This window comes from Roseburia zhanii, assembly GCF_014287635.1.
GTDB lineage: Bacteria > Bacillota > Clostridia > Lachnospirales > Lachnospiraceae > Roseburia_B > Roseburia_B zhanii.
In genome coordinates, this window is the sequence record NZ_JACOPH010000004.1 from 114,124 (window position 1) to 127,823 (window position 13,700).

Genomic DNA, 13,700 nt, shown 5'->3' on the forward strand with positions numbered 1-13,700 from the left:
TCCCTTTTCTCACATCACAAAAAGCGGTTCAGTTCCGGCATCCAGTCGCCAAAAAATACAAAATCTTCGATGACAGCCTGCCAGATTGGTTCAAAAAAGCAGAGAAAACGATCGATGACTGCTTCCCATTGTGGCTCTTTTTCTTTAATGGAACGCAAGAATACTTTCCACTTTTTCTTCATATAAATATAGTCCCGATAAGAAGCGATCATGGCAAGACGTTCGGTTTCTTTTTTGATCTGCTTATTTTCACATTCTTCGTCAATATAATCTTTGACTTTTCTTCCGTCTACACTTTCCCGCTCTAACAGATAGTAAATGTCATAATAGACTTTCATATCCTGTATCAATTCTAATTTTACAACCGCTTCGATGAAATTTTCTGCTAAAAATGCCTCAACCGGATAGCTGTAATAAGTCACTTCTGTTTTCGGAAATACGATTGACATAAAACTTTCTTTCTTCGGGATCTTTTTCTCATCAAACATCAGATGCATCTTTAAGGAAACCGGAATCTGCATTTCTTCGATCCTGGCATTTAACTGTATCCGAAGATCCTGCTTTTGCACCTGCTTTTTCATCCGGTAACTGACACCGGACTCTGTATCTGCAAATATCATTTCTAACTGTCCGGCTAAATCCATCAACAGTGTCTGCACATTTTTTTCTAGATCTGCTTTTTTGAATTTTCCGATCACATAATCATATTCCAAATGCAGTATAAGATTTTTTTGATACTGCTCTTTTCCGATCACATTTGAATTTCTAAGCCAGAAATTCTCTTTATCGGCAGAACCAGCGATCCTTGCAATGATATCTTCTAAGACCACACCGCCTAAAAGATCTGCAAATGGCATCTGCATCTTTTTCGATGTTTCTAACAGCAGTCCGTAACTTAGCTTTTCCTTATGCACTACAGCCACACCCCTATCATATTCTGCACTTTTTGCAGCACTTTCCGTTCTCTTGCGATCTTAAGAAGTGTAGCAATATCCTTAGAGCCATCTGCAATATAAGATAAAAGTGCCCGCTTAAATACATCACGTTCTAATTTTTCTTCATACTTCAGGCAGTCACAGATCATACGCTCTTTTGTGTAGATCGGCATCGTTCCCCCTGCAAATGGGATCTCTGTCACGCCTAATTTTAACACTTCCGGTTCTGTATAATAAGGTATGACCACCGGATATTCCATCTTAAATCTTGATTTTGAAGTATTCTTATCAACAGCAAGATGCCATGCATACGGTTTCTGTTCGATATAATGATAGCAGTACAACGCACTGTCTAAACAGAGTACACCATCTGAAAACAGCCCTAAGATCAGATCTTCCTCTGACCGGTTCTTATAGCCAAAGGAATAATAGCCGTTTTTCACCCGTTCTAAGGTGCCGTCTTCCACCCATGCTAAAATCCTTCTGTAGTCCACACCCAATGCTGTGATCTGATTTGTTTTAATGATTCCCCCATTTTCCTCCATCTTCTTTTTGATCTCTGAAAGAAGATATTCGGTCTTTTCCTCTCTTGTCATCTTCTCCATATTATTTTCCGCTCCATATAGTTATTAGTGGTATAATTTATTATAATTCTCCTGCAATTATCTGTCAAACACAGGGAAGATGTAGTATGATGATACCAGGGTCAATAAGTCAACAATCGTTTCTGCTTGCAGAATAAGATTGTTGACTTATTGACCCGCCACACATGAGGAAGTAGCGATTTTCCTTGGAAAATCCGCGGATTCCGAATGTGTGTAGAATTGCGGGAGTTGCCCAGCAACGGAGCAATTCGTGTATCATCTTACAGTAACTATAAGTCAGAAATCCTTCCTGCTCGCAGGATTAAATTTCTGACTTATTGACCCGCCACACATGAGGAAGTAGCGATTTTCCTTGGAAAATCTGCGGATTCCGAATGTGTGTAGAATTGCGGGAGTTGCGCAGCAACGGAGCAATTCGTGTATCATCTTTACAGTAACCAAAAGAAAGGACAACCCATATGCCACAATCTAACGTCCCCCATTCCCTCCGCAAAAACCCTTCGAGAGAAACCTGCGAAAATATGATCCGGCGTATTCTTATGACCGAAGTATTACAGGAAGGGAAAAACCAGCACTTTAAACAGGCTTCTGACTTTATGAGTTATTTTGAATCCCTTTATCCGGCTTCTGAAAGTCTTACCAAGCAGGTACAGCGTGCCGTAAAAGCCATGGATCTTCCAAAAGATGCACAGGGATATTTTATCATCAACAAAACTACAGAACAGATCCGGCAGGACGATGACATCAAACATGCCCTCTCTTTATCGAATGCCAGTACGACGATCCTTACAGATGCCACTCCGGTATTCTTATCTTTAGAACCAGCTCTCTGTCCTTATGTAAAGCAGCTTCTTTTAACTTCGATTACTTTTCAGGATAAAATCCTAACGATCACCGAGAGTTCAAACGGCTTACTGATCTATAGCAGCCAGCCAGAACAGTTAGAAAAATTGTTGCAATCTTTCCTTGTTGTATAAATTATTTATTTAATTTTGCCCAATTTTAATATAATTTATTTTCTGTCTTAAACAAAACAAAACGACAAAATATCATATCATATTTTGTCGTTTTGTTTGTTTTATTATAAATTTATGTCGTCAACGCCGTTTGCGATGTTTTTTCCGATACATTTTATTTGTACGAATCGTCTTATATGGAGATCTCGGCTTTTTATCAAAATGAAGCTTACGCCTGATCGCATAAAAGTTATCGATGAACTTCCAGCCTAAGAAGATCAACAGTGCCAATACCATGATTCCGATCACAACTGCTGCTATCACACGCAGGTTGATCTGAAAGACTTTGTTTTGTTTTTTGACTTCTGGCTTTTTATCTTCTGTATCTTCAGCTGCAGATGTATTTTTCTGTCCATGAAACCTGAAGCTGTCAACGCTGGCATTTGTGGCTGTAATATCCACACTTCCGACCACACGCCCTGCATAAGTATACTCGATACTTCCTAAAATATCCTCATTGGTATCATCATATACGATCTTCGATTCTGCATCTGAAAATTCAGCAGTTACCGGAAGAATGATCGTTCCGGAAGGATCTAATGCTACAAACGGTTCAAAATCGTCCATTTTACTTCCGCCTGCTGCATTCTGCTGTGTATAAGAAGTTTCATTTTCAGAAACATTCATTGCTTTAAAATTGTCAAAGCAAAAATCAAATAATGCTCTTGTGTCTTCATAATGTGAACCTGCCGGTGCATCCATCACCACACAGATCAAAGTCATTCCATCTTTTTCCGCATAAGTAACTAATGTATTGTTTGCTACCGTTGTATATCCTGTTTTACCACCTGTGCAGTAATCATACAGATACTTTCTGGTTTTTAACGGATAGAGCATCTGGTGATGGTTCTGCAGATATGTTTCTTCATCTGTATGTTTGTTCGTAAATGGTATGGTATAGGTCTTTGTTCCGCATATGATCCGGAAAGCTTCATTTTTATATGCTTCTCTTGCGATCAGTGCCATATCATATGCACTCGTATAGTGCTGCTCGTCCGGCAGACCGTTACAGTTATTAAAATGTGTATTCTGGCAGCCGATCTGTGCCGCCCGGTCATTCATCATCTGTACAAAAGTTCCGATATCCCCACCTACATGCTCTGCAACCGCATATGCACATTCATTAGCAGACGCAAGCATGATCGCATATAAACACTGTTCCATGGTCATCTGCTCATCAACATCTCTTGCAATACCTGAACCTTCTGTTTTATGAACCGCATCATAGGAAAATGTCACAACCTCGTCCATGCTGCTGTTCTCTATCGCAAGAAGTGTTGTCAGGATCTTTGTGATACTTGCTGGATAATGTACATCGTTGATATTTTTTTCATAGAGGATCGTTCCGGTATCTGCCTCCATGACAATTCCCGACGCTGATACGATCTCCGGTCCTGCCGGCCAGTAACCACTGTCTGTTGCCACTTCCTCAGCCCGGATCATATCTGAACCGGTACACATTAACATCATCACTGCACATATCATACAAACTAATCTTTTATATATTTTCAAAGGAGTACCTCTTTCTTATTCTTTTCTTACTACTTTTATACTGCATTTAAATATAGTATAGACTTCCCTTACAAGATTCGCAATAATATTTTGTAATCCCTTTCTTTTCTTTTTATTTTGTTGTATCATGTGGTAGATACAATGCAGTAAAATAGAAATGAGGAAAAAAGATGCGTTTACGAAATATAAAAGGTGCCGATGAAGCAGTTGCAAACAGTCCTTTTTGTATTCATACACCTACAGAACATAAAGGAAACTGGAAATCACTGTTTTCTAACGATCATCCGCTCCATATCGAGATCGGTATGGGAAAAGGACAGTTTATCATGTCCCTAGCCAAAGAACATCCCGATATCAATTACATCGGAATCGAGCGTTACACAAGTGTCCTGCTTCGTGCCCTTCAGAAAATGGAACTTGAACCATTAGATAACTTAAAGTTCTTATGCATAGATGCCGCGACTCTGCCGGATATCTTTGCGGCTGGTGAGGTAGACAAAATTTATCTAAACTTTTCTGATCCATGGCCTAAAGACCGCCATGCCAAAAGACGTTTAACTTCAAGAACTTTCTTAGAACGATATAATGCCATCTTAGCACCGGAAGGTCATATCGAATTTAAGACCGATAACCGCGGACTGTTTGATTTTTCCTTAGAGGAAATCCCACAGGCCGGCTGGAAGATCGATGCTTACACCTTTGACCTGCACCATGACGATTCCATGAATCAGGGAAATATCATGACAGAATATGAAGAAAAATTTTCTTCTCTGGGCAATCCGATCTGCAAATTGATCGCATCAAGATAACATAAAGAAACCTCTTTGCATAAGATATACTAATATCTCATATAAAGAGGTCTTTTTATGAAACACAGATGCTGCTGCCACCGCAAATGCCGCTGCTTTTTTTATAAGCACCGCTGCATATGGAAAAAATGCTGCTGTATCCGCAGCTCTTTCAAAGAAGTGTGTCACATATTAAATCTTCATTAGTATGTTACCTATGACCGTCTATGACTATAATCTGTCGATCAGATCTAATACTTCCGCACAGTTGTTGGCAAAGTGCTTTGCACCATTCTGCTCTAACAATGCTCTGTCACGGAATCCCCATAATACACTGATACAGGTCAGTCCGGCATTTTTTGCTGTCTGTACATCTACATCGGAATCGCCTATATATACCGCTTTATCTTTTGTTACATCTAATTCTTTTAATGCCTGATATACTGTATCCGGTGCCGGTTTCCTTGCGACATTCTCACTCTCTCCGATCGCAACCATATCAAATTCTGCAAAATAATAGTCATTTAATTCTTTTACGGCAAAATCTGCTTTGTTAGATACGATTGCAAGCTTCTTGCCCTGTGCCTTTAATGTCCTGAGTAATTCGATGACACCATCATAAGGTCTTGTCTTATTCTGGCAGTTATCCTTATAATGTTCTTTAAATGCAGTAAAAATAGCTTCAAAATCAGGGTGATCTTCACCACCTTCTAAACACCGCTCGATCAATTTACGGATACCATTTCCTACATAAGTACGCACCTGTTCTATGCTTTTCTCCTGACAATGATATGCTCTTAAAGCCACATTTACACTGTCTGTAAGATCTTCTAATGTATTTAATAATGTACCATCTAAATCAAATACAACTGCTTCAAACCGTTCCATGTCTTTTCCTCCTATGTCTGTCTGATTATCTGTATTGTATCATAAAATCGCAAGATATGTCTTTTAGACTGTCAAAAATCAACTTTGTATAACAAAAAACACCAACCCCACGGCTCTTACGTCCGCAAAATCAGTGTTTCTAAGTGCGCCACCAGGGGTTCGAACCCTGGACACCCTGATTAAGAGTCAGGTGCTCTGCCAACTGAGCTAGTGGCGCATATCTCTTTCGACGACAAAATTTATTATACATGATTATTTTATAAAATGCAAGCATTATTTTAATTTTTTTAAGACTTTTTTTAGGACTTTTTTAGGAGGAAATTAAAAAAGGGATTCCGAAGAATCCCTTTTTTGTGAAATATAACTGCCTACTCTTACTGTAGTTAACCATCTCTTCTGCCATATCTGTATCACGGATACGTGACTCAGCTGCTGTGGTGTTCTCTACGACGTTATCTAAGTTAGAGATCGTATGCTCTAAACGGTTCTGGACCGCACCGAGAGCAGAACGCTGTGAAGATACCTTAGAGATAGCATCTGCGATCGCATCGATTGCGTAAATAGCTGCAACGCCGTTGTTATCAGATACGTTGATTCCCTTCACTTTTACAGATCCCTGTGTGATCTCAAGTGCCATTGTTCTTCACAGTTGCAGCGGTATCTGTACCGATGAAGCTGGCTGTCTTGAGTTCCTCTGCCATCTTGCTGTAGGCTTCATCTAATGTGATAGAGTCATCGTCGGACGCCTTAACAAGCACCGTATAATAATTCTTTGCACCGGCTGCTGCTCCTATTCCAACCTTATCTCCATCTTTGATCCTTGCAATGAAATCATCTTTTGTAATCTGATTTTTATCGAGATCTGTACTGGTTTGAATTGTATACTCCTTAGAGCCAATGGACACCTTTGCACCTACGGTATCTAACAGAGTATCTTTTTCAATTTCATCTAATGTCTTCGGTGTTTCAGCAGTAACGGTTTTGGTTGTTCCACCTACAGATACGGTATCACCGGCTTTGATGCTATTTTGTAAGTTTGTCACATCATCCACCGTACCAACAATAGAAGCCTTATTCTTGTCTTGGTTGTTCCATCTGCATTACCCTTTAACAGATAAGTCTCATTGAACTTAGTTGTCTCAGAGACACGGTCGATCTCTGTTGTCAGCTGGTCGATCTCCGCCTGGATCGCATCACGGTCTGAAGCACTGTTCGTTCCGTTTGAAGCCTGGTTCGCCAGCTCGTTCATACGCTGTAACATAGAGTGAACTTCTGTCAGGGCACCTTCTGCGGTCTGCACTGCAGATACACCGTCCTGTGCGTTTGTGGATGCACGGTCCAGACCACGCATCTGCTTTCTCATCTTCCCGGAAATGGTTAAACCTGCTGCATCATCTGCTGCACGGTTGATTCCGGCGGCTTTCTACAATACATAAAAAAGTAAGCTGAGATAAAACATTACTATATTTCGTGTATGCAGAAAAAAAGTGCTGTGCCCCTTATGTTTAAAGGGCTTGCGGCACTTTTTTAACTAATCAGCTGTCAAAGATGGGATTTTATATTTACATATTTGCTAATAATGCTGCAATTTCTTCCGGTGTCATTACGTGATTCGGATTCGAAAGATCCGGCATTGGTGCTTTTTCTTCCTTTACAGGTTCTTCTTCGATCACTGACTCCGTTTCTCCTAATAATGCTGCAATCTCATCCGGTGTCATAATATGATTCGGATCAGGTGCACTTTCCGGTACGACTTCTTCTTCAACTACTTCTTCCGGAAGATTTGTATCCTCTGAAATGATCACCGCTTCCGGTGTTTCATCTGCTGATGTGCTGACAGATGATTCCTCAATGACAGGTTCTTCCATTACCGGCTCTTGCACCGGCTCACTAATAACCGGTTCCTCGCTGACAATTTCATCTATTACCGGTTCCTGTACCACTGGATCGCTTGCAACTGTTTCCTGCATGATGGATTCATCAACTACCGGCTCTTGTACCGGCTCACTAATGACAGGTTCCTCCATCACTGATTCTCCAATCACAGCTTCGTCAATCATCGGCTCGTGCACCGGCTCACTGGAAACCGGTTCCTCATTGACTGATTCATCAGCCTCTTGTGCTGCCGGCTCGCCTGCAGACGATTCCTCAACGATCGGTTCTTCCACCGGTTTCTCTACCGTTGGTTCACTGACAACAGCCTGATCTGCAACCGGCTCAGCCTGCGGCATCACCGGTTCCTCTGCTTCCGCCATCAGTCTGCTGGATTCTAATAACACTCTTTCAAGTTCTTCTGCTGACATTTCTGCCGGTTTTTCCGCAGCAGATACGCCCGGTGCTGCTACCTGGATACCCGCAATATCTTTTTCGATCCGGCTTGTCATACTAGAGATGTTCTCTAAAAATTCTGCTTTTAAAGATTCTCCTAATTTATCTACAGAAGTCATCATTTCCTTCTGTTTTGCAAGCAGTTCCTCTTTTAATCCTGCAATTACAGCTTCCTGCGAACTTGTATCCGGTTCTTTGACTGCACCTTGTAAGATTTCTTCCATTGCAGTCATGCGTTCTAACAGCTTATCGTTACAATTCATAATGGCAAGTGCATTTTCTTTATTCCTCTGGATCGTAACCTTGGCAACACCCTTTTGTGCACGGAGCAGTTCATCAATCTGCAGATCTGACTCTGTGCTCTTTAAAATCTTTTCCGACAGGTCTAAAAGATCCATGAAGTTCTGTTTCATCAGGATATATGAAACTTTCTGTGCTTTATAAAGACTTTCATATTCTTTTTTATGTAGTTCTTCCTGTTCGTCCTTCATCTTAAAAGCCGTATTGATAACAAGATAAACCAGACAGAGCATGACAAGTGCCACTCCACCGATCAATAGATAATTGCCGGCTAAATTTATCATCAGATATAATTCAGCTGTCACTAACGCTGTTAAGATAATAAGTAATACTGACATTTTTCCTTTACTATGTTTTGGCTGGTCTTTTTGTACGGTTTTCATTTCCTCGTTCATAAACATCATCCTCTTTTTTCTTATATGTTGCGTAACTGTTTCATGCCTTTTCAGTTACCTATATATTACATTTATCGGACAGACTTAGTGATCTGCATAGTATTCATAGGTACGATAAAATTCCTCTGGAACTTCAAGATTATTATTTTCCCTTCTCTTAATACGCATATCCCACTCTTTTGCCTTTTCTCCGAAGTTTCTGATCTGGCGCATCATTGCTTCCGAAAATGCAGTATTTGTCTTTAAAAATTCCCTGATATCTTTATTAAACGGACAATAAGTTGCTAAAATAGCACGCGATACTTTATTTAATTTCATTGCCGCTTTGGATTCATAATAGATCCATAATTCATAATCATTTAAAAAAATCTCTCTGCTGTTATTTCTTGCACGCTGGATCTGGACTTTGATCTTTTCCCGTCGTTCCTCTGACAAGTCATGATTCTTGCGGTAATACTGGATATAATCCATATATTCAGATGTCAGTGACTTATACTGGATATTATTCCATGATGTTCCCTGTTCACACCGGCAGTACTCCCAATGGAATCTTCCGAATGCTTTTGTAACCAGCTTATAGACTTCACTTTCTACAATACTTGGGAAGATAAACCTGCCCGGTGTATCTCTTTTCTTTCCGGTGATTTCCTGCCACATCGAAGAAGTTGTACCATAGACCGGAGCTAAGATCACATCAGGATAAACATGTTTGATCACATATTCTTTTTCGATCTTAAGCTGTGGATTTGTATATAGTACTTCTCTGTTAAATATTGTAAAATCTTTTTCTTCTAATTCAAGTATGGTATCTGCAAGCTGCTGTTTACTTAGGAAAAGCCGCTCAATATCTCCATAGATCTCATCTTTGTACAGAACCGGAACATAAGTTGAAAGTTTACCGTTAACGATCTTATTATTGCTGGTAAACATATTTTCAATCTCAAAAATAACTTTTCTTCTGTTATCCTTCAGATACTCACGTTCTTCTCTGTCTGTGATCCTGCCTGTTCTGCGCTGTTCACGAAGTGCATCGCGATAATCGCGTTCAAAAGAATCCCTTGAAGTATCTTTTCTTCCTTCATAAATCGCTTTTAACCATTCCGGCATGGTATAAATGTCACATGGGAGATTCGGATAACTCTGATCTACCTGTTCACATAAAAAAACAATCTGTTCATCATCAAGCAGACGCTCATCCATATAACCATAGTTTAAGAACAATTTGACTGCAAGCGGAACGTTCGCATTTTCAAACCATTCAAATAAACAGACCTTGTATACTTTAAAATAATAGAGTGCGATCTGTTTTTTTAATTTCCGGACATCATCCTGTGTCGACAGCCTGTCTTTTGCATGAACAAAAGCATTCATTGCTGTGATGATCTCCTGTTGTTCTTCTTTTTTGATCTTTGCAAAATCTAAGATCTGTAAGAGTGAATTTTGAAGAAGTTCTAACTGGTCTTCCGCACTTCTTACCGGTTCTTCTTCCACTTCCTGACTGCTTGCCATCGGTGTATTCAAAACAGCCTTTAATGTTTCTTCTAAATACTGCCTGTCTAATGGAAGCTGTTTTCCTGTCATCTGCTCAATGATCTCATTCAGCATAAATGTCTTATCTTTCGTATCATTGATACGGATAAACTGCTCCATTTTAAACTGACCGTTTTTCTTCATTTCTTTTGCAAACTTCACTTCTTTATCAAAAAGATTATTACCGTTTGCATTCCAATACATATAAAATACTTCTTCAATATATTTTACGATCGTCTGACAGGATTTGATGATCTCCTGTATCACATATGCAATCTCAGAAGCCTGATAAAATGCCATCACATCGCTGTCATGGTAAAATTCATTATGTACAGATAATGGCACTTTTGCACATTCCTGATAGTAGGAAACTTTTGGCTCCCGACATGCTAATTCAAAAGCTACTTCCGGTACAACTTCAAAAAATTTCCTCGGTACTTCTTCTTTATCCATGCCGTCCCGGATCGCAAGTTCATAATGTCTTTTCAGAAAATGATAAAACTCCCCTGCACGATTCAGAATCCTTTCTCTTTCTCCTAAGTACTCTACAACCTCTTTTTCCATAGAATGTACGACAATTCCCTTATAATCAGAATTGTCGATCAGAAACTGTTCTAATGAACCGGAATCAAATGCCGGAAACGCATAAAAGATCGTATCTTCTTCCGTTATATAATCTCCTAAGTATTCATCTGCAAAAACATCAGCCGCTGCAATGATCGTTCCTTTTTTTGCAATTCTTTTTACTGCTCCATTCTGTATACGGATACTTCCTTTTACGATCATTCCGATGAAGCTGATCTTCTCACCTTTTTGAAAGAGTACAGTGCCCCTTACTAACTGATTCAATTCATTCTCTTTCAGAACCGTGCCCATTTTCTTCTCCCATCTATTGTTTGTTTTGTATATCTTTTACCTGACAATCTATAATTTTTTTAGGTGTTTTTATTATACTCTTTTTTTCATTTGACGTAAAGAAAAAAGTCAGGACATAGCGATTCATTAACACCTTAGCCATGTCCTGACTTTGATCATTTTTTTATTATCCTAAAATCATTTTTAAATCTTCTTCCGGCGTCGTGATCGGAGCGATCTGGTAGTTTTCTACTAAAAAGTTTAACACATTTTCAGATAAAAATGCCGGAAGTGATGGGCCAAGCCGGATATTCTTGATCCCTAAGTGTAATAAGGTCAGCAGAATGCAAACTGCTTTCTGTTCATACCAGCTTAAGATCATACTTAACGGCAGTTCATTTATCTCGCAGGAAAACGCTTCTGATAACGCTTTTGCAATACAGATCGCAGAATACGCATCATTACACTGACCGATATCCATAAGTCTTGGCAAGCCTCCGATCGTGCCTAGATCAAGATCATTAAAGCGGTATTTTCCACATGCTAATGTCAGTATCACAGTATCTTTCGGTGTCTGTTTTACAAAATCTGTATAATAATTTCTACCGGATTTTGCACCATCACAGCCGCCTACTAAGAAGAAATGGCGGATCGCACCGCTTTTTACCGCATCTACCACTGTATCTGCAACTTCCATGACCGTATTTCTTGCAAAACCTGTCATGACGGTCTTTCCTCCGTTGATACCGGTCAGTACGGTATCTGTATCAAATCCGCCCAATTCAAGTGCTTTTTCAATGACTGGTGTAAAATCTTTCTTATCATCAATATGCACCATGCCCGGATATCCGACAACTTCTGTCGTAAATACTCTGTCACGATAAGATTCTTTTGGCGGCATCAGACAGTTGGTGGTAAAGAGGACCGGCGCCGGAATATTTTCAAATTCTTTCTGCTGGTTATGCCATGCTGTACCAAAGTTTCCTCTTAAATGTGGATACTTCTTTAATTCAGGATATGCATGTGCCGGAAGCATTTCTCCATGGGTATAAATATTGATTCCTTTTCCGTTTGTCTGCTCTAATAAAAGTTTCAGGTCATACAGATCATGTCCGCTGATCACGATAAATGGACCTTTTTCCACTGTCAAAGATACTTCTACCGGTTTTGGGTGTCCGAATGTTTCGGTGTTTGCTTTATCTAACATTTCCATACAGGATAGATTGACCTCACCGACTTCAAGCACGATTGGAAGTAATTCGTCCATGCCCCAGTCACTTGTCCCAATTGCAAACAACGCTTTATATAAAAACTGATGGATCTTTTCATCTTTGTATCCTAATACGGCTGCATGATAAGCATATGCCGCAATTCCCCTGATCCCAAATAAGATCAGTGATTTTAAGGAACGGATATCTTCATTTGCATTCCAGAGTTCCTTCATATCATAATCATTATTCTTGCCACAGGAAGCTGCACATACATAACAGTCCGGTACTAATTTTTTCTTTTCTTCCTCGACACTCTGTAAGATACGAAGCAACGCCTCATTGTCAAAATTTACATTTGTAAGTGTTGCAAATAATCCCTCGACAACAACAGAAGCTGTTGTATCGCTTAATTTATGCGCATTCCCTTCTGTAGAACGTGACAGCCCGATCAATGCTCCTGTCAGCTGATCCTGTATCTGTGCGGTATCTGCACTTTTTCCACAAACTCCCATATTTCCTGTACATCCGCTGCATCCTGCGGTCTGTTCACACTGAAAACAAAACATTGAATGATTCATCTATGATATTCTCCTTTATCTTTCTAAGATTCTTCCATCTGTTGAGATGACTACAACGTTCCATGGAATAAATTTTCCACTTTCCTGTAATGCCCGTTTTGCTGCATTTTCAATTCCGCCGCAGCATGGTACTTCCATACGGACGATCGTAACACTCCTGATATCATTATTTTTAATGATATCCATTAGTTTTTCGGCATAATCACCCTCATCTAATTTCGGACAGCCGATCATTGTAATGTGATTATGGATAAATTCATTATGAAAATTTCCATAAGCATAAGCTGTACAATCTGCTGCGATCAACAGATTCGCCTGATCAAAATATGGTGCGCGGGTTGGCACTAATTTGATCTGTACGGGCCACTGGTTCAACCGGCTATCAATCTGCTGTGTTCCTACTGTGCTGTCAGTTATCTTTTCTTTTCTCTGTAACATTTTTGCCTGTGTACCCGGACAGCCACATGGAACGGCAGATGCTTTTGCCTTCTTTGCCGCTAATACTGCTGCCTCATCATACGCAGGTGCTTCACGCTCTTCAAATGAGATCGCATTGACCGGACATGCCGGAAGGCAGTCCCCTAAACCGTCACAGTAGTTTTCTCTTAGCAGTTTCGCTTTTCCGTCTACCATTCCGATCGCACCTTCATGGCATGCATTTGCACAAAGCCCGCAGCCGTTGCACTTTTCTTCATCTATCCTGATAATCCTTCGAATCATATTCGTATGCTCCTTTGCTTTTTATTTACTTTACAATCG

At 39.9% G+C, this 13,700-nt stretch carries 11 protein-coding genes, 1 tRNA gene and 2 pseudogenes; 2 read left to right on the forward strand and 12 right to left on the reverse strand.

All coding sequences use genetic code 11. The features are described from left to right. Positions 1–14: 14 nt before the first annotated feature. Both H8S17_RS06935 and H8S17_RS06940 read right to left on the reverse strand, forming a co-directional pair. The gene (locus H8S17_RS06935) at positions 15–914 is read right to left on the reverse strand and encodes a hypothetical protein (protein WP_186866732.1); all 900 of its coding nucleotides are present in this window, start codon (positions 912–914) and stop codon (positions 15–17) included. Next, on the reverse strand, positions 914–1,540 hold the full coding sequence (locus H8S17_RS06940) for a type IV toxin-antitoxin system AbiEi family antitoxin domain-containing protein (protein WP_186866733.1): 627 nt from the start codon (positions 1,538–1,540) through the stop codon (positions 914–916). The genes H8S17_RS06935 and H8S17_RS06940 overlap by 1 nt, the downstream gene beginning before the upstream one ends. A gap of 539 nt (positions 1,541–2,079) precedes the next feature. Here H8S17_RS06940 and H8S17_RS06945 point away from each other — a divergent pair. After that, complete coding sequence (locus H8S17_RS06945; protein WP_186866734.1) at positions 2,080–2,517, forward strand: hypothetical protein; 438 nt, start codon at positions 2,080–2,082, stop codon at positions 2,515–2,517. Positions 2,518–2,637: 120 nt separating this feature from the next. On the opposite strand, the gene H8S17_RS06950 is transcribed toward H8S17_RS06945, so the two are convergent. Next, complete coding sequence (locus tag H8S17_RS06950) at positions 2,638–4,068, reverse strand: D-alanyl-D-alanine carboxypeptidase family protein (protein WP_243237998.1); 1,431 nt, start codon at positions 4,066–4,068, stop codon at positions 2,638–2,640. A gap of 170 nt (positions 4,069–4,238) precedes the next feature. Here H8S17_RS06950 and trmB point away from each other — a divergent pair, with 170 nt between their 5' ends. Continuing rightward, a complete protein-coding gene (gene trmB, locus H8S17_RS06955; protein ID WP_186866735.1) occupies positions 4,239–4,877 on the forward strand; it encodes a tRNA (guanosine(46)-N7)-methyltransferase TrmB in 639 nt (212 codons plus the stop codon). A 210-nt stretch (positions 4,878–5,087) separates the two neighbouring features. Here trmB and H8S17_RS06960 read toward each other — a convergent pair whose 3' ends face one another. From H8S17_RS06960 to H8S17_RS07000, 9 genes and pseudogenes are all read right to left on the reverse strand, one after another. Beyond that, entirely contained in the window at positions 5,088–5,744 is a 657-nt protein-coding gene (locus H8S17_RS06960; protein ID WP_178051914.1) for an HAD family hydrolase, read from the reverse strand. Positions 5,745–5,888: 144 nt separating this feature from the next. Next, positions 5,889–5,961, reverse strand: a tRNA-Lys gene (locus tag H8S17_RS06965). A 144-nt stretch (positions 5,962–6,105) separates the two neighbouring features. After that, positions 6,106–6,348 (reverse strand): annotated as a pseudogene (locus H8S17_RS17360) (flagellin); the annotation flags it as partial. 22 nt (positions 6,349–6,370) lie between these two features. Continuing rightward, positions 6,371–6,787: a hypothetical protein gene (locus H8S17_RS17365; protein ID WP_186866736.1), complete on the reverse strand. Its 417-nt coding sequence runs from the start codon at positions 6,785–6,787 to the stop codon at positions 6,371–6,373. A gap of 53 nt (positions 6,788–6,840) precedes the next feature. After that, positions 6,841–7,155 (reverse strand): annotated as a pseudogene (locus H8S17_RS17370) (flagellin N-terminal helical domain-containing protein); the annotation flags it as partial. Positions 7,156–7,306: 151 nt separating this feature from the next. Further along, the gene (locus H8S17_RS06985; protein ID WP_186866737.1) at positions 7,307–8,767 is read right to left on the reverse strand and encodes a hypothetical protein; all 1,461 of its coding nucleotides are present in this window, start codon (positions 8,765–8,767) and stop codon (positions 7,307–7,309) included. A gap of 84 nt (positions 8,768–8,851) precedes the next feature. Then, the gene (locus H8S17_RS06990) at positions 8,852–11,173 is read right to left on the reverse strand and encodes a cyclic nucleotide-binding domain-containing protein (RefSeq protein ID WP_186866738.1); all 2,322 of its coding nucleotides are present in this window, start codon (positions 11,171–11,173) and stop codon (positions 8,852–8,854) included. Positions 11,174–11,339: 166 nt separating this feature from the next. Further along, the gene (hcp, locus tag H8S17_RS06995; RefSeq protein WP_186866739.1) at positions 11,340–12,941 is read right to left on the reverse strand and encodes a hydroxylamine reductase; all 1,602 of its coding nucleotides are present in this window, start codon (positions 12,939–12,941) and stop codon (positions 11,340–11,342) included. A 15-nt stretch (positions 12,942–12,956) separates the two neighbouring features. Further along, entirely contained in the window at positions 12,957–13,661 is a 705-nt protein-coding gene (locus H8S17_RS07000; RefSeq protein WP_186866740.1) for an ATP-binding protein, read from the reverse strand. Between the last annotated feature and the right edge of the window lie 39 nt (positions 13,662–13,700).

Bases quoted from the DNA above. Each gene is read 5' to 3' on its own strand.
- H8S17_RS06940 (WP_186866733.1), bottom strand. From the start codon at position 1,540: ATGGAGAAGATGACAAGAGAGGAAAAGACCGAATATCTTCTTTCAGAG.
- H8S17_RS06945 (WP_186866734.1), top strand. From the start codon at position 2,080: ATGACCGAAGTATTACAGGAAGGGAAAAACCAGCACTTTAAACAGGCT.
- trmB (WP_186866735.1), top strand. From the start codon at position 4,239: ATGCGTTTACGAAATATAAAAGGTGCCGATGAAGCAGTTGCAAACAGT.
- H8S17_RS06960 (WP_178051914.1), bottom strand. From the start codon at position 5,744: ATGGAACGGTTTGAAGCAGTTGTATTTGATTTAGATGGTACATTATTA.
- H8S17_RS06985 (WP_186866737.1), bottom strand. From the start codon at position 8,767: ATGAACGAGGAAATGAAAACCGTACAAAAAGACCAGCCAAAACATAGT.
- H8S17_RS06990 (WP_186866738.1), bottom strand. From the start codon at position 11,173: ATGGGCACGGTTCTGAAAGAGAATGAATTGAATCAGTTAGTAAGGGGC.
- hcp (WP_186866739.1), bottom strand. From the start codon at position 12,941: ATGAATCATTCAATGTTTTGTTTTCAGTGTGAACAGACCGCAGGATGC.
- H8S17_RS07000 (WP_186866740.1), bottom strand. From the start codon at position 13,661: ATGATTCGAAGGATTATCAGGATAGATGAAGAAAAGTGCAACGGCTGC.